The sequence below is a fragment of the Pseudoalteromonas sp. SG45-3 genome (assembly GCF_014164075.1).
In the GTDB taxonomy this organism is placed as follows: domain Bacteria; phylum Pseudomonadota; class Gammaproteobacteria; order Enterobacterales; family Alteromonadaceae; genus Pseudoalteromonas; species Pseudoalteromonas distincta.
On record NZ_JACJEN010000015.1, the window covers coordinates 45,275 to 72,103 of the forward strand.

At 40.1% G+C, this 26,829-nt stretch carries 23 protein-coding genes; 11 read left to right on the forward strand and 12 right to left on the reverse strand.

Translation table 11 applies throughout. The features are described 5' to 3' along the window. Window positions 1–10: 10 nt before the first annotated feature. Entirely contained in the window at window positions 11–700 is a 690-nt protein-coding gene (locus tag H5126_RS15540) for a DUF1826 domain-containing protein (RefSeq protein WP_182720638.1), read from the reverse strand. Next, entirely contained in the window at window positions 700–1,899 is a 1,200-nt protein-coding gene (gene zigA, locus H5126_RS15545) for a zinc metallochaperone GTPase ZigA (protein ID WP_182682318.1), read from the reverse strand. The genes H5126_RS15540 and zigA overlap by 1 nt, the downstream gene beginning before the upstream one ends. Before the next feature lie 223 nt (window positions 1,900–2,122). Here zigA and H5126_RS15550 point away from each other — a divergent pair, with 223 nt between their 5' ends. Further along, a complete protein-coding gene (locus H5126_RS15550; RefSeq protein ID WP_024595619.1) occupies window positions 2,123–4,258 on the forward strand; it encodes a TonB-dependent siderophore receptor in 2,136 nt (711 codons plus the stop codon). 34 nt (window positions 4,259–4,292) lie between these two features. Here the strand turns inward: H5126_RS15550 and H5126_RS15555 are convergent, their stop codons facing one another. The 7 genes from H5126_RS15555 to H5126_RS15585 all read right to left on the reverse strand — a co-directional run bounded on the left by H5126_RS15555 (window position 4,293) and on the right by H5126_RS15585 (window position 11,078). Then, a complete protein-coding gene (locus H5126_RS15555) occupies window positions 4,293–5,387 on the reverse strand; it encodes a mechanosensitive ion channel family protein (RefSeq protein WP_182696034.1) in 1,095 nt (364 codons plus the stop codon). A gap of 95 nt (window positions 5,388–5,482) precedes the next feature. Then, complete coding sequence (locus H5126_RS15560; RefSeq protein ID WP_002958285.1) at window positions 5,483–5,884, reverse strand: DUF6691 family protein; 402 nt, start codon at window positions 5,882–5,884, stop codon at window positions 5,483–5,485. 3 nt (window positions 5,885–5,887) lie between these two features. Further along, a complete protein-coding gene (locus H5126_RS15565) occupies window positions 5,888–6,301 on the reverse strand; it encodes a YeeE/YedE family protein (protein ID WP_021032090.1) in 414 nt (137 codons plus the stop codon). A gap of 2 nt (window positions 6,302–6,303) precedes the next feature. Further along, the gene (locus H5126_RS15570) at window positions 6,304–7,563 is read right to left on the reverse strand and encodes an OmpP1/FadL family transporter (RefSeq protein WP_182720639.1); all 1,260 of its coding nucleotides are present in this window, start codon (window positions 7,561–7,563) and stop codon (window positions 6,304–6,306) included. A gap of 379 nt (window positions 7,564–7,942) precedes the next feature. After that, on the reverse strand, window positions 7,943–9,373 hold the full coding sequence (locus tag H5126_RS15575; RefSeq protein ID WP_182720640.1) for a sugar porter family MFS transporter: 1,431 nt from the start codon (window positions 9,371–9,373) through the stop codon (window positions 7,943–7,945). Window positions 9,374–9,409: 36 nt separating this feature from the next. Then, window positions 9,410–10,513, reverse strand: a complete 1,104-nt coding sequence (locus H5126_RS15580) for a FecR family protein (RefSeq protein WP_182720641.1) — start codon at window positions 10,511–10,513, stop codon at window positions 9,410–9,412. After that, entirely contained in the window at window positions 10,506–11,078 is a 573-nt protein-coding gene (locus H5126_RS15585; protein WP_002958279.1) for an RNA polymerase sigma factor, read from the reverse strand. Before H5126_RS15585 ends, H5126_RS15580 begins: the two co-directional genes overlap by 8 nt. Window positions 11,079–11,424: 346 nt before the next feature. Here H5126_RS15585 and H5126_RS15590 point away from each other — a divergent pair, with 346 nt between their 5' ends. From H5126_RS15590 to H5126_RS15605, 4 genes are all read left to right on the forward strand, one after another. After that, window positions 11,425–14,718, forward strand: a complete 3,294-nt coding sequence (locus tag H5126_RS15590) for a TonB-dependent receptor (protein ID WP_182721370.1) — start codon at window positions 11,425–11,427, stop codon at window positions 14,716–14,718. A 71-nt stretch (window positions 14,719–14,789) separates the two neighbouring features. Beyond that, window positions 14,790–16,346: a tryptophan halogenase family protein gene (locus H5126_RS15595; protein WP_182721358.1), complete on the forward strand. Its 1,557-nt coding sequence runs from the start codon at window positions 14,790–14,792 to the stop codon at window positions 16,344–16,346. Between the two features lie 38 nt (window positions 16,347–16,384). Next, window positions 16,385–17,125 (forward strand): SapC family protein, encoded by a 741-nt coding sequence (locus tag H5126_RS15600; protein WP_182674402.1) that lies wholly within the window; start codon window positions 16,385–16,387, stop codon window positions 17,123–17,125. After that, window positions 17,118–17,837, forward strand: coding sequence for a DUF6445 family protein (locus tag H5126_RS15605; RefSeq protein WP_182721359.1), 720 nt, complete (start codon window positions 17,118–17,120; stop codon window positions 17,835–17,837). The genes H5126_RS15600 and H5126_RS15605 overlap by 8 nt, the downstream gene beginning before the upstream one ends. An 8-nt stretch (window positions 17,838–17,845) precedes the next feature. Here H5126_RS15605 and H5126_RS15610 read toward each other — a convergent pair whose 3' ends face one another. Then, entirely contained in the window at window positions 17,846–18,340 is a 495-nt protein-coding gene (locus tag H5126_RS15610) for a dual specificity protein phosphatase family protein (RefSeq protein WP_182721360.1), read from the reverse strand. Between the two features lie 89 nt (window positions 18,341–18,429). On the opposite strand from H5126_RS15610, the gene H5126_RS15615 reads away from it, so the two are divergent. The 3 genes from H5126_RS15615 (at window position 18,430) to H5126_RS15625 (ending at window position 22,628) form a co-directional block, all read left to right on the forward strand. Then, complete coding sequence (locus H5126_RS15615) at window positions 18,430–20,631, forward strand: exonuclease domain-containing protein (protein ID WP_182721361.1); 2,202 nt, start codon at window positions 18,430–18,432, stop codon at window positions 20,629–20,631. 135 nt (window positions 20,632–20,766) lie between these two features. Then, the gene (locus H5126_RS15620; protein ID WP_182721362.1) at window positions 20,767–21,612 is read left to right on the forward strand and encodes a hypothetical protein; all 846 of its coding nucleotides are present in this window, start codon (window positions 20,767–20,769) and stop codon (window positions 21,610–21,612) included. A 62-nt stretch (window positions 21,613–21,674) separates the two neighbouring features. Next, window positions 21,675–22,628, forward strand: coding sequence for a hypothetical protein (locus H5126_RS15625; protein ID WP_182721363.1), 954 nt, complete (start codon window positions 21,675–21,677; stop codon window positions 22,626–22,628). Here the strand turns inward: H5126_RS15625 and H5126_RS15630 are convergent. Continuing rightward, window positions 22,612–23,958, reverse strand: coding sequence for a S8 family serine peptidase (locus H5126_RS15630; RefSeq protein ID WP_182721364.1), 1,347 nt, complete (start codon window positions 23,956–23,958; stop codon window positions 22,612–22,614). The genes H5126_RS15625 and H5126_RS15630 overlap by 17 nt on opposite strands. Window positions 23,959–24,088: 130 nt before the next feature. Here H5126_RS15630 and H5126_RS15635 point away from each other — a divergent pair, with 130 nt between their 5' ends. From H5126_RS15635 to H5126_RS15645, 3 genes are read left to right on the forward strand one after another with little or no spacing between them, the layout of a single operon-like run. Next, window positions 24,089–24,580 (forward strand): RNA polymerase sigma factor, encoded by a 492-nt coding sequence (locus tag H5126_RS15635; protein ID WP_182716185.1) that lies wholly within the window; start codon window positions 24,089–24,091, stop codon window positions 24,578–24,580. Next, window positions 24,577–25,317 (forward strand): anti-sigma factor, encoded by a 741-nt coding sequence (locus H5126_RS15640; protein WP_182721365.1) that lies wholly within the window; start codon window positions 24,577–24,579, stop codon window positions 25,315–25,317. The genes H5126_RS15635 and H5126_RS15640 overlap by 4 nt, the downstream gene beginning before the upstream one ends. Window positions 25,318–25,342: 25 nt before the next feature. Next, window positions 25,343–25,855 (forward strand): CC0125/CC1285 family lipoprotein, encoded by a 513-nt coding sequence (locus H5126_RS15645; RefSeq protein ID WP_182721366.1) that lies wholly within the window; start codon window positions 25,343–25,345, stop codon window positions 25,853–25,855. Window positions 25,856–25,887: 32 nt separating this feature from the next. Here the strand turns inward: H5126_RS15645 and H5126_RS15650 are convergent, their stop codons facing one another. After that, the gene (locus H5126_RS15650; RefSeq protein WP_182721367.1) at window positions 25,888–26,772 is read right to left on the reverse strand and encodes a DMT family transporter; all 885 of its coding nucleotides are present in this window, start codon (window positions 26,770–26,772) and stop codon (window positions 25,888–25,890) included. Between the last annotated feature and the right edge of the window lie 57 nt (window positions 26,773–26,829).

Here is a 26,829-nt window from a genome sequence, read left to right on the forward strand (position 1 = left end):
ACAACAAATTTTAGATAAAATCGAGCGTAAGTAATAAGCGTTGCTCGTTTTCAGCCACCGGGGGTGAGCGATGTACAAGCCCTGCACCTTCGTTTTCATCCCAGTACTCGCCTTTAAGCAGGGCAACATCACCTTGCTTGAGTTGATTAATATTATTTAGGCTTTTAAATAAACCAGACTCTTCATCGGGTTTACCTAAATTACCAGTACCTAGCTTTGAGCGGTTTACATCGCTGTGATTTAACCACTGCGTAGCAACACCTTGATAGGTAGTAACTAGCCGGCACGGAATTTTGTCTACATGAAAACGCGGGCACATAGGTTTATCTAATATTTTTAGCCTTAAACCGGCGCGTTTTAAATCAAACAGGCAGCAAAACATTTCAACCAACAGTGCGATATCTTCACACAGAGCTTTAACTTCATCGCGGTTATTATCTTCTGGCTTAAGCGCTTTTATTAATTGATCAAACGCATCATCGGGCGATACCACAAGTTCTAGTGGCTTTAAAGCATTTGCGCTAATAAGAGTATTAACTGCATTTGTTAATGTTTGCTCAAGGTCTCTTTGCCAAATAACAATGTTAGTGTCTTGGTTATAAATTTGTGGCAATACATCGGCGTCACACTCTTTAGCTGCTTTTCGGTACAGCGGTTCCGCAGGCTTTATTTGCGCAGTTATTGGGGCTAGGGCATTCATTACTCTTCCTCCCAAATAGGAAACGGGTCGTTATAGGTTCTCCAAAAGTCCTTACCCTTAAGTACCGCATCTTCTGGTAGTAGGCAGTCATCAAGCGCTTTAATCATCGCTTGTTTATTTAATGATTGACCAATAAACACAAGCTCTTGGCGCATGTCACCAAAGGGTTCTACCCATTTATTATTTATGTCAGCAAGCAGTTCAGGCTCTGTAGGCCAGTCTTTTTGGGGGATGGCTTTAAAAAACATACCAGCAAATCCGTAATGAGCTATACCGCCTGCTTGGCTCCACTGCGCGCAAAATAAAGGGCGTGTTGCTAACCAAAAATAACCTTTTGAGCGAATAAGTTTGCCAAATTGTTCGGTGCTATGAAGAAAGTTATAAAACTTTTCTGGGTCAAATGGGCGGCGCGCAGTGTAATTAAAGCTGCTAATTCCATACTCTTCAGTCTCGGGAATATGTTCACCACGCATTTCTTTAAGCCACCCCGGTGCTTGTTGGGCACGTTCAAAATTAAATAAACCCGTGTTTAGCACTTCGTTAATATTAATATGGCCGTTTGAAATAGGAATAATGTTAGCTTGAGTATTAAGCGTATTTAAAATGGCAGTGAGTTTATTTAATTCATCGTTTGTAATTAAATCAGTTTTACTAATTAAGATTACATCGGCAAATTCAACTTGGTCAACAAGTAGGTCGGCTACGCTTCGCTCGTCGTCTTCTCCTAACGATTCGCCAGTATCTTGTAAATCATTTGCTTGTTCGTAGTCGTTTAAAAAGTTAACGGCATCAACCACCGTTACCATAGTATCAAGGGTGGCAATATCACCCAGTGATACGCCATTTTCATCGGCAAATGTGAAGGTTTCGGCTACAGGTAATGGCTCAGAAATACCGGTTGATTCAATAACGAGGTAATCAAAACGCCCATCTTTGGCAAGTTTGCCCACTTCAACAAGTAAGTCTTCTCGTAGGGTGCAGCAAATACAACCGTTGCTCATTTCAACGAGCTTTTCGTTACTGTGATTGAGCGATACATCGTTTTTAATAGTGGCTGCATCGATATTTATATCGCTCATATCGTTAACTATAACAGCCACTTTTTTACCTTGCCTGTTATTAAGAATATGGCTAAGTACAGTGGTTTTACCAGCCCCCAAAAAACCTGATAACACTGTGACGGGCAGTTTATTTATCATTTAATAATCTTACTAAATCACAATTAAAGGTATGTTATATTATATCAATTCCGTATTCCAGTAATGCTAATTAATTTTTTTAATGCTGAGCTGCAAATTTAGTGTGTTACTCAAAAACTCTTCATTCGAAAAATAAGGATGAATATGAAATTATTTACATTGCACACGTTAATGATAGTCGTTATCATTCGCAACGTTTTATAAACCTCTTCTCTGGATCAATATGTTTAACCAAAAATATCTGGCGCTCAGTATTGCTGCGTCTTTTTCTGCTTTTTCTAATGTGGCATTTGCCGAGCAAAATAACGATATTGAAAAAATAGAAGTAACTGGCCGTGCCCAGCAATTTTACCTAGAAACCGAAAGTAAAATTGGTACCAAAACTAATTTAGATCTTATTAAGCTTCCGCAATCGGCTCAGGTGTTAACCGAGCAACTTATTATTGACCAAGCCGCGCGCGACATTACCGATTTATACCGCTCTATTGCGGGTGTCAGTGAATACAGCTACTCAGGCGTAACTTTTCGTGGTTTTAGAGATGACGCCAATGTATTTTACGATGGCGTACGTGGCGACCCATATTCGGGCTTTGGTGTACCGCAGTTATTTAATGTTGAACGTGTTGAAGTATTAAAAGGGCCTGCCTCTGCTTTGTATGGCGGGGGCGAACCTGGTGGGATGATTAATTACGTAACCAAAAAGCCAAGCTACACACAAAAACGCGAACTAAAGCTTACTTTAGGTAACTACAACACCCGTGGTGCATCACTCGATATGACAGGTGGTTTAAGTGATACAATGGCTTATAGATTGGGTGGTTACTATGAAGAGCAAGACAGCTTTCGTAACAATGCAGACTCAAAAAACACCGAGCTGACAGGTGGATTGTTATTTGATTTAACAGATTCAACAACCCTAACCACAAGTGTTGACTACATTAAACAAGACCTAGGCGGAAACCGCTTACGTGGCGTACCGGTAGATGACAACGGCAACTTTTTAGTTGACCCAAGTTATAACGCCAATGAGTCGTTTGATTATCAAAATATGGAAGCTTTGGTGCTTCAAGCAGAACTTAGCCATTATTTTAATGATGATTTTTCGTTAAGTACTACGTTTCGTTACATGGATAACGAGCGAGACCAAGCCTACCATGAGTCGCAAAGCTGGGTAGATGTAAATGGTGATGGCGTAGCCAATATCGATGACGAGACGATTAAGCGTGAATACCGTAAGCAATTTCGTGCCAATAAAGAGGCAAGTGTAACCACCGACTTTGTTTATAACTTTGGACAAGGACAATTAACACATCAGTTTTTATTTGGTGGTGATTACCACACCGTTGATACCGAATATGACTACTTTCGTGCTCGATATGAGGCCGATGGCGTCGCTAATTTAAATATTTTTAATTTAAACTACGGTGAAACCGATCCAAGTACTTATAACCTTACCGACATGAACCGCGATGGCGTAGATACCGACCGATTTGGTGTATACGCGCAAGACGTAATTAGCATAGGCGAGCAGTGGACAATAATTGCAGGTTTGCGCTATGACCATTTTAAAGAGTTTAATCAAGAAACTGGTTTTAGTTACTCAGATAACGACATAACGCCGCGCGTTGCTGTTACTTATCAGCCAGTAGAAAACACATCGGTATATATTAACTACTCAGAGAGCTTTAACCCTACATCATCAGCGGACCAAGAAGATGTAGAAGGCGAAGGTAATTTAGAACCAGAAACCGGTAAGCAAACCGAGCTGGGTATGAAAAACCAATGGCTCGACGGCAAAATAATGAGCACCTTTGCAATTTACCAAATTAATAAAGAAAACGTGGTAATGAGCAACCCTGACGATACGGGAGCGGGGGATGGCATTGCTGCACTTTTAAATATAGGTGAAGTAGAAAGCCGAGGATTTGAAACAACTTTAGTCGGCGATTTATCAGCGCACTGGACCGTAACGGCTAACTACGCATACAACGATACGCAAGTGGTAGACGGCGTAACGGGTGATACGCTTTCAAATACATTTGGAGATGGTTCGCGCTTTGCTAATGCACCACGCCACCAGGCAGGTTTATGGACTCGCTACGCTATTGATTCAATTGACTCATCAATTGCATTTGGTGCAAATTACGTAAGTGAGCAACTGAGTACCAGTGGTCAAAAAGTAAAACCATTTACTGTATTTGATATGAGCTGGACGAGCCGCTTTGACGACGTATTGCTGAGTGTAAATATTAATAACCTGTTTGATAAAGAATACGCGGTTAGTGGATTTAGTGAACGAAACGGCCACTTTCCTGGCAGCCCTCGTGAAATTATTGGGCAAATAACCTACAAGTTTTAATACTTATTAGCGCGAGAGTTACTCGCGCTTTTTTTTAAGTATCGCCTTGCACCTTTTTATCACTATTAAATTTAGCGGCTTCTTGAGTCGTGTTAATAGCCGTAATAGGGAAGGGGATTACAATACCTTCTTTTTTATAGCGTTTATGCAGGGCTTTTATAAAAGCAGATTTTACCCAAAAGCGATTAAAGTATTCTTTAGCTCTAAGCATTACCGTAAAGTTAATGCTTGATCTATCAAAGGTATGAAAAACCACAAAGGTATTGTAATCATCAACACCCCATTCGTGTGAAATAAGTATTTCACGAGCCACTTCAAGTGTTACTTGTTCAACAAATTCTAAATCTGAATCGTAATGCACGCTTATATCAACAGGCACGCTAAGCTCTTTTTCAGGGTAAAAGTAATTAATAATACGCGATTTAGATAATTGGCTATTAGGTATAATAATCATATTGTTAGGTAGCATTTTAACCCATGTAGATCGCCAGCCTATATGATCAACAAAGCCTTGCTCCTTAGATTCAAGCTCAATAAAATCACCCACCCTTATAGGTTTATCTATTACTAGCTGCACGCCAGAAAAAAAATTTTCGAGGGTAGGTTGCAAAGCAAGGGCAACAGCCAGTGATGTAATACCTAACGAGGCAATAATGGGCGTAATAGAAATACCTAACGTGCCCATTAATACCAGTAATCCCACTGACGATAATGTAACGCGTATCACGCCTTTAATTATGCTTTTTGAATTAAAAACCACGGCAGATTGTTTACCATAGTAATTAATAGTGCCAATAATAAAGCGGTCTAAAAACATAATAAGTGCAAGCAGAGCTAATACAATATTAATGCTATTAAAAGGGATCTGTTGAGAAATAGAAGTACCAATAATGAAAGTGTCGTGCTCTAAAATGGTGAGTAGCACAATAATTGTGCACAGTGTTAGCGGCTTAGATATTGACTCTATTAGTAAAGTATCGAATATAAATTTGGTTTTTGAAGTCCATTTTTTTAGCCAGTACATTACAAAAAAACGAATTAAAAACAGTAGTATAGCTATAAGTAAAAGGGAGGACGCTGCGCCTAACCAAGGTGTGTTGTTAGAAAATTCCAGCGCTTTATTTAGCATAACTTAAACCTGTTCAATATAGTTTTATATATTGCAGCAAGTTATGTACCTTTGTTTGGGTAAAAGTAGCTGCCGAGTTTAGTCGGCAGCAAATATTATACTTTTTTGGCTAACCACATACCGCCTAGCACGGCTGCAAAAAATAATAAAAACTCCATTTTAAGAGACACCAATTGAACCAAACCCGGGCCTGGGCATATACCACTTAAACCCCAGCCTAAACCAAAAAGTACCGAGCCGATAATTAAGCGTGCATCAATTTTTTTTAAATCACTTAAATTAAACGTTCCTGAAAGAAGTGGCTTCTCTTTTTTTGCAACCCATAACCATGTCAGCATCATTATTAGCATGGCAACAGCCATCACTATAATTAAACTTGCGTCCCATTGGTTTCCATAGGTAAGAAAGTTAATCACTTTAGCAGGGTTTGTCATCCCGCTAATAATAAGTCCTAAGCCAAATATAAAGCCTATAACAACCATCATAATTGCTTTCATTATTTATCCTACAAGGTTTGCTGTAATGAAGGCGACAAGCATAAATGTGCATGTTGCAACCCAAGAGCGAGTAGAAAAGCGCGACATGCCGCACACACCATGGCCACTTGTGCACCCATTAGCTAACGTTGTACCAGCGCCAACTAAAAGCCCTGCAACAACAATAAGCCAAGGCGGTAATTGCAATTCGCCTTCTAATAAAGAAGGCGCAAATACCCTTACAGCCACTCCTGCCAACAACAACCCTAAAATAAAGTATAACTGCCAACGAGAGTCTGAATTTGCTTTAGCGAATACAGACTTAACAATGCCTGATATGCCCGCAATTTTTCCGTATAAAACCAGTAATAACGTACACGCTATACCTATTAATGCCCCGCCTATTGCAGCCGATACTGGGGTGAATTCTGTTATCATTTTTAAATTTCCCAAACAATAGAAACGCCTAAACCGGTTTGTTTCATTTCGATTGATAATTGTTGATTAGGCGCTAAGTAGTTAGCACCCGTTACTTTTTTTGCTGGCGAATAAAAAGCCATAGCGTTTAATTGTACCTTGTTGGTAAAAGAATGGCTAAAGCCAGTAGTAAAATGCCACTCTTGAACGCCCGGGGCTATAATATTAAGCAAAACGTTTGATGAAGGAATAGGTTGCTCAGTATAAGATACCCCAAAACGAATTTTTTGTTGCGATGTACGTTGCCACTGATAGCCAAGCTTATAAATAGTCATATCGTTCCAGCCAAACCCAGCGCCTGCATCAGCCCCTAAAGGTGCTGACACCAAGTTACTGATTGGATTTGCAATACTTTTTACTTCGCTGTAATTTATTTTTTGCCAATCAAATACAACCTGATTACTTGGGGTAAGCTTGTAGGCTGCGCCAAGTTGAAACGAACTTGGTAGATCAAATCCGCCTTGCTCTGCAAACAAACCTTTATAGCTATCAAACTCTTGCATAGACACTGATGAGCGGTAACTCGCCCCCCAGCTTAATGACGAATTTATATCTTGGCTAATACCTAGTTGAATGCCTAAGCCTGTGCTTGTATCGGTGCCATTATTTGTAAGCGCTTCTGGTGATTGCGAAAAAGGAGCAAAGTTTCCAAGCCCTTGCGCTTCAAACTGTTGCACCACGTAAATAGGGGATACACCAAGGCGTGTTTGTTCATTCAACTCATAGCTTACTGTTGGGCTAATAAAGAGTTGTTTTAAATCAACGCCCGTTGTACCAGCGTAAAAAGTCCCCTCAGGAGAGGATTCTGCGCCGTACTCGGTATTCATACCGCCGTTGCCATACACTAATAAACCAATATTTACTTTTTCATTTAATTGATGGCCAATAGCAAACTCTGGAATTGCAAATACGGTGTTGTCGCTTTTTTGTGTTTTTGCTTCAAGATAAAATGCGCCAGGGTAAAAAGTATCTACTTTTGATGCAGTATATTTTCGTTCAGGTGAAAAAAGCTCTAAGCCCAGAGATAGCTCTGTTCCGTTAGGTAAAAAGGTTGCTGGATTATTAGCGCCAGACATTAACTCTTCTGACAGCGCTACACCTGCGCCAGCCATGCCTTTGTGGGTCATGCCATAGCCGTGAGTAAAATAACCATTAGTAGCAAATGCACTGAACGAACCTAACGCACACGTTAAAGCTAAGCCTGAAATTAACTGTTTTTTCATTTTAGTAAATACATAAAGTTGGAATGGGCGGACAATAGCTAATTTTTGATATTCTAAAAAGGAATTTAAATAGATTAGTTATAATAAAAGGTAATACGGCAATGGTTATAAAGTTAAAATAAATGAGCGTAGATTGCTATTCAGCCTTAACTTAAGTTAAAAGTTTCGCTAACGTATTGAGCTGTAGTGATATTTAAGTATGCAATCGGTAGCTATAAACTTTGGTAGTAAAAGCTTGCTGGTAAAAGGAGCGTTTACGTATTAACAGCAGTTTAAAATATATTTATTAATTAACGTTGAGCTCATCCAAACAATCACTCTTAAATAACGCCATTGTATGTAAAAGCAAAGCGGTGATTAATATCACCGCTTTTAAAAATTACATAGATTCGAGCGTTTTACCGCGTGTTTCTTTTATGTATTTAACAACAAAAAATATGCTTATAAGTGCCGATAACGCATAAAAGCCATAAGCACCGGCAAGGCCAATGTTAGCCAGCATAATAGGGAAGGTCATGGTAATGGCAAAGTTAGCAATCCATTGTGCGCTAGCTGCAACAGCAAGGGCTGCACCACGAATACGATTATTAAACATTTCGCCTAATAATACCCATACAACAGGGCCCCAACTTAAGCCAAAAAATACCACAAATAAGTTAGCCATAATCAGTGCAAACGTACCCATGTTATCGCTAAGGGCAAGTTTGCCTGCTTCATCAAGGCCTGCACTACCAAATATATAAGTAAGCGCGCTTAAGCTAATAAACATACCAATACTGCCTACTAAGAGCAGTGGTTTACGGCCAATTTTGTCAACTAGGGCAATGGCAATAAAGGTTGATACAATATTAGTAGTACCTGCGAGTACATTTATAAATAGCGATTGCGACTCGTCAAACCCAGCGGCTTGCCAAAGCTCAGAGCCGTAATAAAACACCACGTTAATACCCACAAATTGCTGAAATACACTCAGCGCAACACCCACCCAAACAATTGGGTGTACTTTTTTACTGTTATCAATAAATAAATCGCGAATACTTGGCTTTGTGTCGCTATGCAATGAGCGTTTAACATCGCTTATTTGCGCATCAACGTTGTCGTTCGATATTTTACTAAATACTGCTTTAGCATCGTCTACTTTACCTTGCGCCACTAAATAACGAGGCGACTCCGGAATAAACAAAACACCGACTAAAAACAACACAGCAGGCACAAGCTCAGCCCAAAACATCCAGCGCCAAGCGGCTATATCAAGCATTAAAATATTTTGCGCGCTGCCTGCTGCATCAGCAATTAAGTAGTTACTTAAAAAAGCAGCAAATAAACCCAATACAATAGCGAGTTGTTGCAATGTAGCTAAACGACCACGTAGTGCTGGTGGTGCCACCTCTGCAATATAAGCTGGCGCTAATACTGACGCAGCACCAATACCTAAACCACCAAATAAACGGTAAAAAATAAACTCCGCAGAGCTTTCGCTAATGCCCGAACCAAATGCACTAATGGCAAAAATAATCGCAGTGATGATCATAATTGCACGGCGACCAAACTTATCAGCCAGCGGCCCCGCAGCAAGTGCACCCAAGGCGCATCCTAATAATACCGAGGCAACATTAAACCCCGTAGCTACACTGCTAGAATTAAATGCATTACCGAGTGCCGACACTGTGCCGTTAATAACGCCCGAGTCAAAACCAAACAAAAAGCCACCAATAGCAGCCACGGCAGAGATAAAAATTACGTAAAAAAGTGAGCACGTGTTTGATGTGTGCGCCGAGCTATTATTCCTCGGCGATAAAGATGATGTCATGATTGTGTGTCCTGATTTTTATTATTGTGTACTGTACTATATTGAAGCGCTTGGATCTGCGTAATTTAAACGAATTTTATCTGGGCTAATTCTTTCATAACTAATATTAAAATTATTATTTAATACTTCTAATAAGCCCTTAACATCGCCTGTTTTAAACATACCAGCGACTTGTACCCTTGTTAAACGCTCATCATCAGAAAGCTCAAAGTCTATATTCGTATATCGACTAATCTCGGCCATGGCATCGGCAAGAGATTCGCCTCTAAAAATAAGGCTTCCTTTACGCCAAGAAAGACTAGCCGCTACGTCTATAGGGTCTACTTTTTCAACGTGCTTAGCTATTTTACCTTTGAAACTTAAATCGAGCTTTTCACCTTTAGAAACTGCTGTAGAGTTATTTGATAAAAATTTACCAAGCTTATTTGTTCCATTTTTTTGGAGGCTTGATGGTTGCGAACTACTTTGTTCGGCAACAAGCACTTTTCCATCAGTGACTATTAATTCTATTTGTTTTTCACCCACTTCAACATTAAACGCAGTGCCTACTGCCTGAATAACTTTATCACCAGCAATAACACTTAAAGGCCGTGCCTTATCATGCGCCACATTTATATGTATCTCCCCCCGCAGTAAGTTAATTACTCGAGAGTCTCGGGTATATCTTATTTGTACAAAACTATTAGTGTTTAATGTAATTTCACTTTTATCTGGCAAAATTATGTCTTTGCTTTCACCTACACCCGTTTGAAAGTTAAGTTGCTTAGCGACAACAGCTGACTGATTAACGGGATAAAAAAATGAAAAATTAAATGCTTCTTGAAAAAAGCTAAGTGCAACAGCCAATAAAACAGAAGCGGCCGTTGCACCTAACCACACAGGGAGGCGTTTTTGTCTAGATTGTGATTGCGGGAATAGATCAGATAAGCGGCTGAGTTCACCCATCTTGTCCCATAGGTGTGCAACTTCAAGTAATACTTCGACGTTTTTATATGACTGAGCTAACCATAGCTGCAATGCGTCTTTTTCGGGTTTAGTTAAACCTCTATCGAGCTTAGCAAGCCATTCACTTGCACAATCAAGGCGTGCGTCTTCGACTGCCTTATTATTTCGTTCGTCTATATGGTGGACATTACTCATGACTACCCCCTGCACTTTTTTGTGAAGAAGAGTTAGGTTTGCCATACACACTTTTTTCAGATTGTCGCATAAACTGCGTACAACGTTTTACGCCGGTTGCTATATGTTTTTCCACGGTACTTTCACTAAGGTTTAATTGAGCAGCAATTTCTCGCTGCGAATAACCATACACTTTTTTTAATACAAACACTTTACGGCATTGAACAGGCAAAAGCCTGACAGCTTCACAAAAATTTGAAAATTCGCAATCGGTAAGCGCATTTTCGTACATTTCGTCTTTCTGATGTTCCGTTAAGAGTTGCTCTAATGCTTCCATGTTGTCGATACTATCGACTAGTCGTATATTGGCTTGCTTTTGATAATCGAGCGCTAGGTTACGCGCCGTTTTATAAATAAAAGATTTTGGTGAGCAAATGTTTTCAGTGTTTTTTATTTGACAAATTCGCACGTAAGTTTCTTGCACAATGTCTTCAATTTCATGTGGAGGCACTATGCGTGCCACTACATTTGAGAGACCTTTGCGCGAGGCCAGGTAAGCCTTATAAAATAGTGTGTCTTTTGTCATTGAGTGTGTGTCTCGTGTGTGTGTGGTTTTGGCAATTGTTGTTATTGTTTTGCCATTACAGCTTAAGACGATTGGTAATAAAAAATCCGCTACTCAATTTTAAAATAAATTGTTTTTCTATTTGTAAAATTGCAGGCACTATCAATCCTTGTTGTTAAAAGCTTGTAATTTGAATACCAAGTGTACTACAGTTTTTCAAATTATTAACACGTATAGGCTAGCTCTATAATTATACGTGTTCATATAACCAATTAATTAATATAAAAATATATTTAACTTTTTTAGTTGAAACCCCACAACATTTTTTTGCACACCAAAAAATAATAAAGGTTTAGTAATAATAAGTATGGCTAGTCAAAAAAATAAATTATTTGAAAAAAATAAAAAATATTTATGGAGGAAAATAAAAAGTCACTCGTCTTCATCCTGTGTATGGCCAAAAACTATACGCATGGAATGTATACATTTGCCACTTTGTTTACCGCTATATGTGCTTGTTTTTAGCTTAGTCACCACAGAGGTGAAAGCGAGCTCGGTGGACGAAAAAGCAATGTTTAACATTCCTCGACAAAGGGCCGATTTATCGCTAATAAACTTTGCCGAGCAAGCCGATATTACTTTGCTTTTTCCGTTGGATAAAATTCAACAGTTACAAACAAATACTATTACTGGCGAGTATTCAATAATAAATGCATTACAGACTTTACTCGACAGTACCGGCTTGCAAATGCAAGTTAGCGAAGATGGGCAAATTTCTATTTTAATAGACCCTAGCTTCGAGAGAACTGACAACATGGCTAACTATAAAAAAAATGGCGTGTCCAGTGCAGTACTTGCTGTACTAAGCACAATGACAACGCTCCCTGCATTAGCAGAAACAGCAGCACAAGAACCAGAAATAATTGAAGTACGCGGAATTAGAGGCTCGCTTGGTCGAGCCATGGATGCAAAAAGAGAAGCCGGTGGCGTGGTTGACTCCATTTCAGCAGAAGATATTGGTAAATTTCCTGACACAAATTTAGCCGAGTCTTTGCAACGTATTACTGGGGTTTCAATAGACCGTTCAGGCGGCGAAGGGCAGCTTATTACGGTGCGTGGTTTTGGCCCTCAGTTTAATACTGTACTAGTAAACGGACGCCAAATGGCATCAGAGAATCAAAGCCGTGCATTTAGCTTTGATACCATTGCATCAGAATTGGTTAAAAGCTTAGATGTATTTAAAACCTCAACGGCCACTATGCAATCTGGTGGTATTGGCTCAACAGTAAATGTAAATACAGCGCGACCATTTGCAATTAGCGGTTTTAAAGTGGCAGGCAGCGTTAAGGGTATTTACGATGAAAATAGCGAAGAAACCACACCTGAGATTTCTGGCTTAATTAGTAATACATTTAATGATGACACACTGGGTTTGTTGTTTGCCGTTTCTCGTCAAGAACGCGAAACACGCTTAAATCAGGCACAGGTAGACGGCTGGTTAGAAAACGTGGGCGTCCCAAATCCTCAAACTCAAAGCGGGCAAGCATACACCGGTAATATTTTCTCGCCACGTAATTACGATCATAAAGTTACTACAGAGACACGTACACGCACTAATGCAAATTTAGTTATACAGTATGCACCTTCAGATGATTTAGTTATCACTGCTGATGCGCTCTATTCAGATTTTGATGTAGAAGCAGACACAACGTCTTACGGGCACTGGTTTACAGCGCCAAACTTAGAAGGCTTTGGTGATGCTGCAGGCCCAACCGTTGATGAAAATGGCACTGTGGTTGATTTATATCAAGAGGTAGGTCTTGCCACCGATATGCACGCTAAAAAGTTTGATCGTTTAACCAACTCTAGCGCATTAGGTTTAAACTTTGATTGGCATGTAAACGATAACTTAAATATGAAGTTTGATTTGAGCCACTCAAAAGCCAAGCGTGAGGCTAATAATGGCGGTGGCGATCAGCTATCGTTGATTGGCTATGCTAACCGAGTTCGATTTGAAGTGGATGGCGGTATCTTACCTTACGCGAGTGAGTTTGCCTCTGCTAACCCTAACATTTATAGCGGCCAGCAAGAGCTGGACGGTGTTGCTTATAACCCTGCAGTTGCACCTGATGGCGTATCAAATCATTTAGATACAGCCAACAGCCGTGCACACGTAATGCTTCGCCGTGGTTGGGCTGTAGAAGATACTGTGGATCAGTTTCGTTGGGATAGCATTTGGCATAACGATGGCAGCTCAGGCCTAGTTTCGGTTAAATTTGGTGCTATGTATTCAACTGAAACTAAAAGCCTTGATCGTTGGGACAACGAAGGCGTAGGTATTCACTGTACCTTTTGTGGTTACCCAGATGACCCAAGTATGGATGGCTTAGCGCAATTTGTATTTGACGCAGGAGATGACTTTTTAGGTGATGTGAGCGGCAGCGGTCGTATGCCAACGTCATGGCTTGCACATGATGGAGAGGCAAACTTTGCGTACCTTGAGCAAATAGCTGCGGCGAATGGTCAGCCTATTAGTTTTGATGCAGTTAAACGTAATAAGTCGTTTGAGATAACTGAAGATACTTTCTCGTTTTATACAGAATTTGATTTTGAAGCTGAACTTGCAGGCATGCCTTTATACGCAACAGCGGGCTTTAGATATGAAAGCACCGATGTAAAAGTAAAGGGCACAGATGAGCCGGTTAGCGCGTTAACTATCTTAGATAAAACAGAAATGCTTGCTAATTTCGGCGCCGTAGAAAATATTTCAGCAAGTTCAGATTACGAAGCGATTTTACCTAACTTTAGCGTAAAGCTTGAAATAAGCGATGAGCTAATAGCACGTGCTGCTGTATCACAAACAATTACGCGACCAACACTCGATAGTATGTCGCCTGTAACAGTAATTGAAACAACGCGCCAAGGGGGCAATTTAACATCAAGCTCTGGTAACCCTGCGCTTGAGCCATTTACCTCTGATAACTTAGATTTATCATTAGAGTGGTATTACGCTGATGCCAGTTATTTATCCGCTGGTTACTTTAGAAAGAATGTTGCTAACTTCATTATAAATACCACTGAAGATTTAACCTTTGAATTGTCTAACGGCGGATTGTTGACTGACCCCTCAACAGGTAACGATGTAGATAACCCTGACGCTGCTGACTCGACGGCTGTATTTACAAACACATTACCAAATAATAGCGAATCGGCGATTGTTGATGGCTGGGAAATAGCCTTACAGCATAGTTTTGATAGTGGCTTTGGTTTTATGGTTAATGCAACATTTGTTGATAGTGATGCAGAACTAGACCCTGCAGATATAACTCAAGTATTTGCATTAACAGGCTTAAGCGACTCTTATAATGTGGTTGGCTTTTATGAGAATGGCCCATTTCAGGCGCGTTTAGCCTATAACTGGCGCGATAGCTTTGTACAGTCATTAACACAGTTAAATGGTGATGGTGTGACGATAGTTGAAGACTATGCACAATTCGATGCCAGTGGCAGCTATGATATTACCGAAAATGTATCGGTGTTCTTTGAGGGTATAAACTTAACCGAAGAATACGTACACAAACGTGGTCGCTTCTCTAATCAATTACTAATGGTTGAAGATAGCGGGCGACGTTTTGCGTTAGGTGTTCGTGGAAGTTTCTAACTTAAATAATAAAAGTGGCTTTTACATTTAGTAATAGCCACTTTTTAAATATGCCTTTATAGGTAACAAGCATGAACCAGCAAAATAAAGAAATAAAAACAGTGGTTGTCGTTGGTGGTGGTATAGCAGGCTGGCTAACAGCTGGTCGATTAGCGGCGGACCATAAAAGTAATACCCCCGATGGTCTTAATGTTGTGCTAGTTGAATCTCCAAATGTACCAATTATAGGTGTTGGTGAAGGCACTTGGCCTACCATGCGTAGTACATTAATAGCACTTGGTATTAGCGAAACCGATTTTATACGCGAGTGTGAAGCAAGCTTTAAGCAAGGAGCAAAATTCGCCAAATGGGTGGATGGCAGCGATGATGATTTTTACTATCACCCATTAGTTCTGCCGCAGGGCTTTTCAAAAACCGATATGGCAGGGCATTGGTTAAATAACACAGCAGAGCCAACGTCTTTTTCAAACGCAGTGTGTTACCAAGAAGCTATTTGTGAGCAAGGGCTTGCCCCTAAAACAATTCGTACACCAGAATATGCTGCTATAGCCAATTATGCCTACCATTTAGACTCTGCAAAATTTGCCGTTTTTTTACAAAAACATTGTACGCAGCAGCTAGGCGTTAAACATATTTTAGCTGATGTAACGCAGGTCAATAGTGCTAAAAATGGCGATATTGCAAGCGTTACTACAAAGCAACAAGGTGAAATTAGCGGTGATTTATTTATCGATTGCACTGGTTTTTCATCATTGTTATTAGGCGAGCATTATAAGGTTCCTTTTCAGCCCTGCGATGATGTGCTGTTTATTGATACCGCCTTAGCAGTGCAAGTCCCTTATGAAGATGAAAATGACAGTATTGCATCTCACACAATTTCAACAGCGCAAGAAGCGGGCTGGATATGGGATATAGGATTACAGCATCGCCGTGGGGTGGGCTATGTGTACTCCAGTAAGTACAGTACCGAGTCGCAAGCAAGGGAAAAGCTTAGAGAGTATGTAGGCGATAAAATAGAGTCGTTAACAATTAGAAAAATCCCTATTAAAAGTGGCCACCGCTCACATTTTTGGCAAAACAACTGTGTTGCGGTTGGGCTTTCGGCTGGTTTTTTAGAGCCACTAGAAGCTTCTGCATTGGTATTAGTAGAAATGTCAGCACAAATGATCAGCGAACAACTTCCCCATACCCGGGATATTATGGATATTACCGCCAAACGCTTTAATGAGACGTTTACCTATAGGTGGGAAAAAATAATCGACTTTTTAAAGTTACATTATATTTTATCAACCCGTGACGATAACGCATTTTGGAGCGATAACAGAGACCCTAAAACGATTCCTCAAAGCTTACAAGATCTAATGAAACTATGGCAATACCGCGCCCCTGCTGATCACGACTTTACAAGTAACAATGAGGTGTTTCCAGCTGCGAGTTATCAATATGTTTTATATGGTATGGGCTTTAGAAGTGACTACAGCACAACTGCCTATATGCTTGAAGACACTGTTTTTGCTAAAAGTCAGTTTGATAAAAATAAGAGCATGATAAACCAAGCTGTAACTAACTTACCTAGTAACCGAGAATTATTAAATAAAGTTAAGAATCATGGTTTTAGCACTATTTAGCTTAAAAATTTACACATAAAAACAATAAAGAGACACACATGGAAAATTTAGTCGCATTAGAACAAAGTGCTCATCAGCACATAAAAATAGACACACAAAAGGCACAATCACACGCAGAAAACATTAATATGGTTCCTGTTGTTATGGCGGAACTAAACCAAATTGCTGTTCAGCAGCCTATAGTTTTTGCAAAAAACTCAGAAACAGGGGAGTTTACACTCAATGCTTTATTAGGCTTTGAGCAACATGAGAACTTGTTTTATCAGAACTCGCAGTGGCAGGGTGTGTATTTACCGCTTCAATTACAGCGTCAGCCATTTTTTGTTGGTGATACTCATGCGCAGCAAACTCAATACCCTGTGTGTATTAATTTAAATAGCCCAGCAGTCGTTAATAATCGATCGCAAAGCCAGAATAATTTAGAACCAATTTATACCCAAAGCGCAGAAGAAAGTAGCTATTTCAAACAAATAAAGCAGTGTTTAGGGCATTTACTACAGGGCGAAATAGACAATAAAAAGTTAATTGATACCTTGTTACAGCATGATCTACTGCAGCCATTATCGCTTGAGGTAACGTTTCAGAACAGTCAAAAAACAAAGTTAAACGGCCTATACACTATTAACCAAGAAAGACTCGCACAACTTAATAGTGATCAAATTACACTTTTACATCAAAGCGCTTTATTACCCGCTATTTATACTGTTATAACCTCACTTGGCCAAATATACCCATTGATAGAGCGTAAAAATGCAGTGCTTAATTTAGCCGATGATTGATTTTAAACTAAACGAAAATATGGCGTTACACATACATACTGTAGGGGAAGAGAAAACCCCTATTATTGTTATTGATGATTTTGTAAATAATGTAGATGCGCTTATTAATTTTGCTTTGTTTTCTCAAAGTGCTAGAGAAGCGTTTTGCGCACAAGAAAGTGATTTTTACCCAGGAGTAAGAAAAGCAGCACCGCTTAGTTATATCGAGCGGTTAAAAGCGCTTGCGCCAATTATTAATTCACACTTTGATATGGCGGATAAAAGCGAGTTCGATGTAATTCTTTCTGCTTTTTCAATTGCATGCACTGAGCCTGATAAGCTCAGGCCAATACAAATGCTCCCTCATTTTGATACACCTAATATAAATCAACTTGCTATAGTGCACTTTTTATGTGATGAAACTCATGGTGGCACTTCATTTTATAAGCATAGAGCCCTAGGGTACGAACGTATAACAAAAGAGCGGCTTATGCTTTATAGGCAAGCTATTAAGCAACAAGCCATGGCGCAAAAGCTTCATAAAAATCCACAATATATAAATGGAAGTACAACTTTGTTTGAGCAAGTTTACAGTGTAGAGGCAAAGCTAAATCGCGCAGTTATATACCCAAGTAACTTATTGCATTCCGGTAATATAAACGCGTCTAATGGTTATGCCTGTGACCCAGTTAATGGGCGTTTAACTATCAGTAGCTTTGCTGTTTTACGCTAGCTTTTTTATTACCGACTAAAACTCTCAAAGTATTCTTTTTGCAGCTCTATAGTGAGTGCTTTAGGGCGAATGCCTTGTACTAGGTTGTATACCTCTTCTTTTGTGTAACCTGCCGAGTTTAAAATAAGCGCAGCGACCAACCCTGTGCGGCCTGTACCGCCTTTGCAATGTATGGCAATGGTTTGTTTGTGTTGTATGGCCTGTAATATGTCGGTTTTGTGGGTGTTCCAGCTTGATGTAAAAGGCTGTTTGGGTGCTTCGTCGTCATTTATAGGTAAATGAAACCAGGTTATATCGTGCTTATTGCACTCACTATTAATTGTTTCTACGTTGTTTTTTTTAAGTTCTTTTTGCGGCATAAGCGACAGCAGCACGTTAGCGCCAGCAGTTTTTAATGTGGCGATTGAATCCGCTAAGTTTTGTGTTTTTGTGCCAGGGCAAGGCGTAAAAATAATATTTGCGCCGTTATTGAGTGATAAAACATCGTATGGGTGCGCGCTCATGGTAAGTCCTTTATTTTTAATGAATTTGCTTTAATAAGCTCACTATAGCGTGTTTTAGTTACAAGTTTAAGATTGAATAATAAGCATAAATGCTGGATACTGTTTTTATATACAGTTATGGCGATATTATGAAAAAAGAATTACCAGCAAAATACTATTTAGCGCATTTTAGAGAGCTTATTGAGTTTGTAACTAGTAAATGTATGCATTTACTTGAGCCCAAACACAGCGAATTTATTAGTAAAATTAACCAGCTAGATGAGCAAAGCCAATGCATGTTGGCGCGTGTGTACTCGCGAAAGCCTTATTTAGTGCAGGCGCAATCGCTTAATTATGAAGAAATAACCTCGCCGCATCAGGCTATTTATACGCTAAAAAAAGCCGGTATTTTATTTGAGCCAAACGAGCAGCATTATTCGCAGCTTTTAGCGCACTTAACTAAGCCTTCTTTGGTTGAGTTGCTAAGTAATTACAGTGAGCAAATAAGTTTTAAAAAGAGTGCCGCTAAAGGCGCGCTGGTGGATATTGCGCGTGAGTTTTTTAAAGCACGCCCACAAGAGCTTGCGCCACTTTATAGCCAGTATGTAATTAATAACCGCAGTGATTACTACGAGTATTTTGAGTTTTTATTTGCAGGTAAACTAAGCAGTGGAGATGTGAATCATCAAAACCGTTTTGTAATGCGAGACTTAGGCTTAACCGCTACGCGCGAAGGACACAGCGAGAGCTTGTCGCGTTTTGAAACACTTGACGAAGCGCAATCAAACTATTTATTAAACCGTTACCGGTTAGCATTTAAAAATATTACAGATGAGAGCGACTATGTTGCTTTAGCGTCGCAGGTTTTAGTGCAAGCTGCACATGGTGCAATTGCCGTTGTATTAAAAAACAAACTATTAGTTAGGCTTTATAGGCAGCTAAAAACAGTTGATAGCGAACTTGCTTTTAGTTTACTTGAAGGGTGCGTGGATGATAGCGAAGCACAAGAAATTCAAATAAGAGAGCAATACAGGCTTGGCAATAAAGAGTGGGTAAAAGCTCGATTAGAAGCCATTATCGAAAACCCACTTACTGATGATTTACTTTATTTTGCTGACGATTTTTTAATGCGTAAGTTTAATAAAAAAACACGTTCGCGTTTAAGTGCCATGCTTGCCGACACTCAGTGCGTGCTAGAAATAGATGAACTGTACCGAGGTGAAGTAGAGCAGGGCGTAAACGATTATTATACTCGCGAAGGTATGGCTGTATTTAATACCGAAAACACGCTTTGGCAAAGTTTGTTTGGTTTAGTATTTTGGCACGAGTTATTTGTGGAGTCGCCTTATCCGCCATGCAATGAGTTTGATATTTATCCGCAAGTATTAAGGCTTGGTAATTTTTATGAAGCGCAGCAAACACAGATAAACGAGCGCTTAGCTCAGTGCCAAACGTCGCAAGCATTACTTAATTTAGTATGCAAAAATGCAGCGCAATACTTTGATCAGCCCAATGGCTTATTTAGATGGCGCAGCAATTTATTAGAGCCACTAGAAGCGCTTATTTTAAACAGCCCACTTGAGGCACTAATTGCGCACTTAGCAGCCATGAGTAAACATTATTTACAGCTAAAAGACGGCTACCCCGACTTAATGGTTATTAATAATGGCCAAGTACATTTTGAAGAAGTAAAAGCCCCAGGCGATAAGCTTAGGCGCAACCAACTTACAACTATTGATAATTTAAAAAATGTGGGCTTTACAGTACACATTGCTGCAGTTAAGTGGTTTGTAGACCCAAACCGTGTTTACAGCGTAGTTGATATAGAAACCACGGGCGGCTTAAAAGGCGGCAACCGAATTACCGAAATTGGCATTGTTAAAGTGCAGCACGGTAAAGTAATTGATACTTGGACAAGCTTAGTTAACCCCGAGCGCCATATACCTGGCTTTATTACGTCATTAACCGGTATTAGCGACAGTATGGTTTACAACGCGCCTGTATTTGCCAATATAGTTAAGCCGCTATTAGATATACTCGCAGGCAGTATTTTTGTAGCCCATAACGTTAATTTTGACTACGGCTTTATTAAAAAAGAGTGCGAGATGGCAGGGCACTTTTTTAAAATGCCAAAAATGTGCACCGTGGTTGAATCGCGCAAAGCGTTTAAAGGCTTAAAGTCGTATTCGCTTGGTAACCTTAGTGCGCATTTTGATTTAAATTTAACCAGCCATCACCGCGCATTGGCCGACGCAACCGCCACTGCGGATCTGTTATTGCTGATACAAAATAGTGAAACGCAAACGCCGTAGGGTATTGGCTTACCTTTAAGTATTTGAAATTTAGTTAATAAGTGATTTTATTGTAATTTTTTAATTTATTTTGGAATAAAGTGTTTTTGTAAATCGTCTTCTTTATGTCAATCCGACAAACTAGAGGACAAAACAATGACTAAATTAAATAAAATTGTAAGCGTAATGATGTTAAGCGGTGTGTGTACTTTTACAGGTGCAGTGCATGCCGCTGATATTGAACTATCTCAGTCAACGTCGGCGCAGCAACAAACATCTACATCTATTGCGCTTTCACAAAATGGTTTAACAGCCAGTGGTAGCAATGACACAAACGCATCTAGCAATACACAAGTAACGGCAGATGACTCGCAAAACACAGATTCAACGGCGAATAACACGCAAACTTCAGCGCAAGAAAGCAGTGAGGCCGCAGAGCCTGCAAATTCATTAGTTGCATCTGCATCGTCTTTAAATGCCACAGGCAATACCTCAGCCAATACAGCGCTCGATGCAACAACGCAGTTAACCTCATCGGCGGGTAATTTAACGACTGCAGTGAGCCAATCGTCATTACTTTCTGTTACCTCTGAACAAGGCACTCAGCCTGACACTACTGATACACCAACAAGTGCCTCTTTACTTTCAAATGTGAGTAGCGCAACCGATTCAGTAACACAAGCTGATGCAGCGAGTGCGCTTAATGCGGGTGAGCTTACAAACCAATTAGCAATTACTAATACGGCTGCAAACTCAGTGAGTTCTGCACTGCAGTTAGGTGATGCAATTAATACCAGTAATGAAATTGTAAGTAGTGTTCAGCAATCTTTAATTGCCAGTGTGCAAGATAGTACGGTTAGCAGTTTACAAAGCACGGTACAACAAAGTGTTAGCGGGCAGGTGAGTGCAGCGGTTACTGATCAAATTAGTAACGATGTAGCACTTAGCACCGCAAGTGAAGTAGTAACCAACATTACTAACGACTTAGACCTAGGCCTTTAATACGCCGCGTGTTTGCACAAATGCCGAATAGGGAAACCTATTCGGCCTGTTGGAGAATAAATATGAAAGCAGTTATAACCGCCACATTGTGTGTTTTTAGTGCCCAAGCGGTGCTTGCACAAACCAACCACGTTAAAACACCTGAGCAAAATAAACCCTTTAAAAGTAGCTTTGAGCTAAATGCAGATGCAGAAGTTGGGGTATTAAGCAATTCAGCGCTCTCTGTTCAGGAGCTTGATGATATTTCGTCACAAAGCGACAGTGGCATAAAAACTGCAGCCGGTGTTAATGCAAAATGGCAATTAACCAAAGGCGCCAAATTAACCTCAAGCTATCGGTTTGAACAACAAGACTACGATGAATTTGATCAATACGATTTAGACCTTCATCAATATGGTTTAGATGGCAGCTACAGCTTTAATAGCCATGAGCTAGGGGTTCGTTACGATGGCGCAAAAGCAAATGTAGATGGCGAAACATTTTTACATTTTAATCAAGCAAGTGCTTACTATGGCCACTTTTTAAACCCACATACGTATTTGCGTATGAGCATAAAAACCAAAGCTAAACGTTTTGCTACTGCAAAAGCACGTAATGCCGATGGTGTAGGTGGGGATGTAGCGCTTTATCATTTTATAAATAATGGCCAAACCATGCTAATGGCAACGCTAAGTGCTGATAAAGAAAACGCCGACTTTAACGGCTACGACTTTAACGGCTACGGCTTTACTACTAAAGTTACGCACAAATTTACGGCCTTTAATGTGGCTAACAAAGTAGGGGCTGGCTGGCGTTATCAAAATAAAGATTACGATGAGCAAACAACGGATGATTTTTTTGAGCAAATACCGTCGCGAGATGAGCACCGAAATGTAGTTAATGCGTTTTATAACGTAGATGTGTTTGAGCACGTAACGCTAATAGCCGAGGCTGAATATGGCGATTATCAATCAAAGCTTAGTAGCAATACCTATACGCAATCGGTTTTATCGGCGTCAGTTAAAGTGCACTTTTAGGTGGGTAAATAGCGCCATAACCAAAGGTGGTGTCTTTGCCTTGCTCGCCTAAATCGACGACCAGCGATGTAAGCTCGTTAAGTGCTTTGGTTTTATTATTACCATGTTTTAACAATAAACAACTTAATGCCGCGCTTACATGCGGCGCCGCCATTGACGTACCCGACTCCCTCCCAAATTTTCCATTGCCTTGGCTTGTAACAACATTTACACCAAGGGCTGCAAAGTCTATGTAATCGCCTTTATTTGACCATCTATAAATGTGGTTTTTTGAATCAATAGCACTTACCGCTATCACGCTTTTATACGCGCCTGGGTATAACGGCTGCGACGCCGGCCCTTGGTTACCCGCAGCAGCTACAATTAATACGTTTTGTTTTAATGCTGCAGTAATACTTGCTTCTAAAATTGCGTTATTTGGCCCTGTTAGGCTCATATTTATTACGGGGATTTTATTACTAACTAGCCAGTTAAGTGCCTCTACTATGGCAAATAATGTAGCCCCTTGTGCATATTCAGATTGCCTATAAAACACCTCGGCACTGTATAGCTCTGCACTGCTTAAAAGCGGGCTGAGCATTACTCCTTTACCTGTAATTAACCCCGCTATGGCGGTGCCGTGTAAATTTGACGAGCTTAACCCTTTAGGTAAAAAGCTTTGCGTGGTGATATTTGCGCCTTTAAAAGCGTTGTGTTTGGTATTAATTGCGCTGTCGATCATGCCAATTTTTACGCTTTGTGTGCAGTAAGGAGCAACAGGCTTATTTGGTGTTACTTTCACGCTAGGCTCGCCTGTTTGCGCTTGGTAAATGTGGTTTCGGTCAAGTATTGCAGACTCATCTAAGTTAAGTGCTTTTAATAACTCACTTTTAGAGTTAACACCTTGGGGTACATTAAAGCGCACTATGCTCATGTTAAGTGCGTTGTAATTTTTTACCGATACAATGGTTACATTTTGCTGCTTTAGGGTATTAAGTTGTTGGCTATTTGCCATTAATAACCATTGGCGCTCTATTGCTCTAAAGCCGTTTTCAAGCTCTACTTCAACAAATGCGGTGTTTTGGCTATTTATATTAATGTTAAGCACATTGGGTAAGCTGCTAATTGGCTCACTAATTTGCGCTTTTAGTTCATCAATCGATATTTGTGGAACAGGCACCGGAAGCGGCAGGCGCTGTGCTCGCTCTATAGTTTGCTCAATACGCTGCTCTATTGGGTTTAGCTGCCCAAGCACCTGATCGACTCTTACTATATTGGCTGAACTCGTTGCGCTAAATATACAAAGCGAAGCGGCTATTATGTGTTTAACGCGTGTGTTTATAATATTCATAGTGGGTTACTCTATTAAATTTATCATGCTGGTTAGTTAACGTTTAACACATAGAAATATTTCATTATTTAAATTATTTGGGAATAAATGCTTTTTTGAATCGTCTTCTTTATAAAAGGGGTAAAAACCAATGAACGAAACTATAAAAACCTTATTGCCCATGCTTAGGCGTTTTGCCTACTCGCTAACGGGAAGTAAAGCAGATGCAGATGATGTAGTGCAAATAACAATTGAAAAACTATTAGTAAAAGGCATTCCGGATGACGTTGAGCCTGCTAAATGGGCATTTAAAATTTGCCGTAATGTGTGGATAGACGAATACCGCTCACGCAAGGTAAGGCAAAATACGGCTCATGCCGATATTTTACCAGAGCCAATATCAAGTAATGAGCACCAAACTCTCGAAAACAAACAAATGCTTAAAAATGTAAATACAGCACTTGGGCAATTACCCGAAGAGCAACGCGCCATAGTATCGCTGGTGGCAGTGCAGGGCATGGCTTATAAAGAGGTAGCACATACGCTAGATATACCTATAGGCAGTGTAATGAGTAAATTATCGCGCGCACGCAGTACACTTTATAATTTAATAAAACCCGACTTTAAAAAGGAGCAAGTATGAACATTAACGACGAAACACTTAGCGCCTTTTTAGACTCAGAACTAAGCGAGCACGAAATGGAGCAAGTGCGCAAAGCCCTTGAAACCGATGATGAGCTAGTAATGCGACTTGCAGAATTTAGCGAAGTAGACATGTTAGTAAAAGAGCACGCAACAAGTATTGACGACGCACCACTTAGTGACTCATTAGCTAAAACGGTTGCAAAGCTTGATATAGCAACGACAAAAAACACATTAAACAGTAATGTAGTAACGTTAACGCCTTGGCAAAAGGTTAAGCAATCGGCTAATAAAAGTATAGCAATAGCAGCAAGCGTAGCTGTGGTATTTGGTATTGCAATGACGAGCTATTTACAACCCAGTGAGGCGCAAAACTTAGTAGCCAGCAATACAGCTTCAGCACTTAATACACAGCTAAGTAGTGGTGTGTTTGAGCAAAGTGATGGCTCAGTATTTAGCGCACAGCTAAGTTTTAAAAATCAGCAAGGTGAGCTTTGTAGGCAGTATGCACTAAGCTCAAATAATACAACGCAAACAAGCATTGCTTGTAAAACGCAAAGCGGTTGGCAAATTAAAGCGCAAACAGCTACGCAGCAAAGTAACAATGGCGCGCAATATCAAACGGCGTCTAATAACAGTGGCTTAGATGCTGTTATAGATAGCATGATCAGCGGCGCACCACTCGATAGAGCGCAAGAGCAGCAAGCAATTAGCGCAAAGTGGCAGTTAAACAAATAATAATGTGTATAAAACGAGGTGAACTATGAAAACATCTATTTTAATTATCAGTATTTTACTTATGGCGGGCTGTGCATCTAAACCTGACTATCGCGCCGCAAATAATGGCTCACAAGGTTACAGCGAGCAAAAAATTAGCGACGATCAATACCGAGTAGAGTTTAAAAGCGTATCAAATAATGTAGCCGATGCCGGTGACTATGCATTATTACGCGCGGCTGAGCTTACCCAAGCACAAGGCTACGATTGGTTTGTTGTAACCAACAAAGAAACCTTTGTTGAGTCTAAATCGCAAGCTCCCGCGTCATCTATTAGTGCATCACAAAGCCAGCAATATGAGCGAAGCTGTGGTTTATTAACCTGCGAAACTCGTGCACGCCCAACAAGCAGCGTAGGCGTACAGGTAAGTAACAATGATAAACGCAAAGAAGTGCACACCTTAATTGATATTAAAATGGGCAAAGGTATAAAGCCAAGCGACAACAGTTTTAGCGCCCATGACTTAATTGAAAACTTAAGCAAAAAGGCGCAAAAGTAAGCTTTTTTGGTAAAAGCGCTTGATATAAGCACTTAGCTTGTTTTAGCTAAGTGCTTTTTTCGTGGTAAGAAACCAGTAACCAGCATAGTGCCCACAATAACAAATAATGCGCCTAATAATGTATTTGGCCCAATTTGCTCATCTAAAATTAAATGCCCCCAAAAAATGCCAAATAGCGGAATTAAAAACGTGACTGTTAACGCCGAGGTAGGGCCTATATCTTCGATTAATTTAAAAAATAAAATATAAGCAAGTGCGGTACACATTACTCCTAATACAAGTACACCTAGCATAACGTTGGTGCTTGGTATTTCTCGTATTGGCATAAATAAGATAAGCGGTAATACCATAAAGCTTGAAGCCCACATTGAGCCATGGGCGTTATCGAACGGGGCCAGTTTAGGCGCGTTTTTAGTGTAATGCGATGCAATGGCATAGCAAAGTGATGCGCTTAATGCAGCTACTATGGCCAGAATTGATTGGTTATTTAACACAAAATGATTTTGCCCAACCAAAATAGCTACGCCAATTAAACCCAGCAGTAAACCAATCACCATACTTTTATTGGGCTTTGTTTTTGTCCATAAAATTCCAACAACAACACCCCATATTGGTGTTGTAGAATTTAAAATTGAGAGTGTAGATGCGCTGATAGTTTGGGCTGCGTAAGCAAAAAATAAAAACGGCAAAGCAGAGTTAAACGCGCCAATTATAAAAAAGTGTTTTGTGTGCTCAGTAAACGCTAAGCGGCGCTTTAAGTAAAGCGCCACAATAAAGAGGGTGAGTGCGGCAAAGCCAACTCTAAATTCTATTAACACCGCTGGGCCTAAGCTGGTAGCTGCCATTCGCAAAAATAAAAATGACGCGCCCCAAATTGCAGCCAGAAAAAATAACCGAAGTAAACTTGCTAAGCTCATGATAGTATTTTAATTATACAAATTGGATTACACAATAGCAGGCTTTGCAAAGAGTGT

What these genes read in the sequence shown, in the direction of transcription:
- H5126_RS15645 (WP_182721366.1), top strand. Translation starts at nt 25,343, where the DNA reads ATGAAAACATCTATTTTAATTATCAGTATTTTACTTATGGCGGGCTGT.
- H5126_RS15640 (WP_182721365.1), top strand. Translation starts at nt 24,577, where the DNA reads ATGAACATTAACGACGAAACACTTAGCGCCTTTTTAGACTCAGAACTA.
- H5126_RS15565 (WP_021032090.1), bottom strand. Translation starts at nt 6,301, where the DNA reads ATGATAACAGAATTCACCCCAGTATCGGCTGCAATAGGCGGGGCATTA.
- H5126_RS15550 (WP_024595619.1), top strand. Translation starts at nt 2,123, where the DNA reads ATGTTTAACCAAAAATATCTGGCGCTCAGTATTGCTGCGTCTTTTTCT.
- H5126_RS15555 (WP_182696034.1), bottom strand. Translation starts at nt 5,387, where the DNA reads ATGCTAAATAAAGCGCTGGAATTTTCTAACAACACACCTTGGTTAGGC.
- H5126_RS15540 (WP_182720638.1), bottom strand. Translation starts at nt 700, where the DNA reads ATGAATGCCCTAGCCCCAATAACTGCGCAAATAAAGCCTGCGGAACCG.
- H5126_RS15610 (WP_182721360.1), bottom strand. Translation starts at nt 18,340, where the DNA reads ATGAGCGCGCACCCATACGATGTTTTATCACTCAATAACGGCGCAAAT.
- H5126_RS15590 (WP_182721370.1), top strand. Translation starts at nt 11,425, where the DNA reads ATGGCTAGTCAAAAAAATAAATTATTTGAAAAAAATAAAAAATATTTA.
- H5126_RS15595 (WP_182721358.1), top strand. Translation starts at nt 14,790, where the DNA reads ATGAACCAGCAAAATAAAGAAATAAAAACAGTGGTTGTCGTTGGTGGT.
- H5126_RS15560 (WP_002958285.1), bottom strand. Translation starts at nt 5,884, where the DNA reads ATGAAAGCAATTATGATGGTTGTTATAGGCTTTATATTTGGCTTAGGA.
- H5126_RS15650 (WP_182721367.1), bottom strand. Translation starts at nt 26,772, where the DNA reads ATGAGCTTAGCAAGTTTACTTCGGTTATTTTTTCTGGCTGCAATTTGG.
- H5126_RS15575 (WP_182720640.1), bottom strand. Translation starts at nt 9,373, where the DNA reads ATGACATCATCTTTATCGCCGAGGAATAATAGCTCGGCGCACACATCA.
- H5126_RS15630 (WP_182721364.1), bottom strand. Translation starts at nt 23,958, where the DNA reads ATGAATATTATAAACACACGCGTTAAACACATAATAGCCGCTTCGCTT.
- H5126_RS15635 (WP_182716185.1), top strand. Translation starts at nt 24,089, where the DNA reads ATGAACGAAACTATAAAAACCTTATTGCCCATGCTTAGGCGTTTTGCC.
- H5126_RS15605 (WP_182721359.1), top strand. Translation starts at nt 17,118, where the DNA reads ATGATTGATTTTAAACTAAACGAAAATATGGCGTTACACATACATACT.
- H5126_RS15580 (WP_182720641.1), bottom strand. Translation starts at nt 10,513, where the DNA reads ATGAGTAATGTCCACCATATAGACGAACGAAATAATAAGGCAGTCGAA.
- H5126_RS15625 (WP_182721363.1), top strand. Translation starts at nt 21,675, where the DNA reads ATGAAAGCAGTTATAACCGCCACATTGTGTGTTTTTAGTGCCCAAGCG.
- zigA (WP_182682318.1), bottom strand. Translation starts at nt 1,899, where the DNA reads ATGATAAATAAACTGCCCGTCACAGTGTTATCAGGTTTTTTGGGGGCT.
- H5126_RS15570 (WP_182720639.1), bottom strand. Translation starts at nt 7,563, where the DNA reads ATGAAAAAACAGTTAATTTCAGGCTTAGCTTTAACGTGTGCGTTAGGT.
- H5126_RS15615 (WP_182721361.1), top strand. Translation starts at nt 18,430, where the DNA reads ATGCTGGATACTGTTTTTATATACAGTTATGGCGATATTATGAAAAAA.
- H5126_RS15600 (WP_182674402.1), top strand. Translation starts at nt 16,385, where the DNA reads ATGGAAAATTTAGTCGCATTAGAACAAAGTGCTCATCAGCACATAAAA.
- H5126_RS15585 (WP_002958279.1), bottom strand. Translation starts at nt 11,078, where the DNA reads ATGACAAAAGACACACTATTTTATAAGGCTTACCTGGCCTCGCGCAAA.
- H5126_RS15620 (WP_182721362.1), top strand. Translation starts at nt 20,767, where the DNA reads ATGACTAAATTAAATAAAATTGTAAGCGTAATGATGTTAAGCGGTGTG.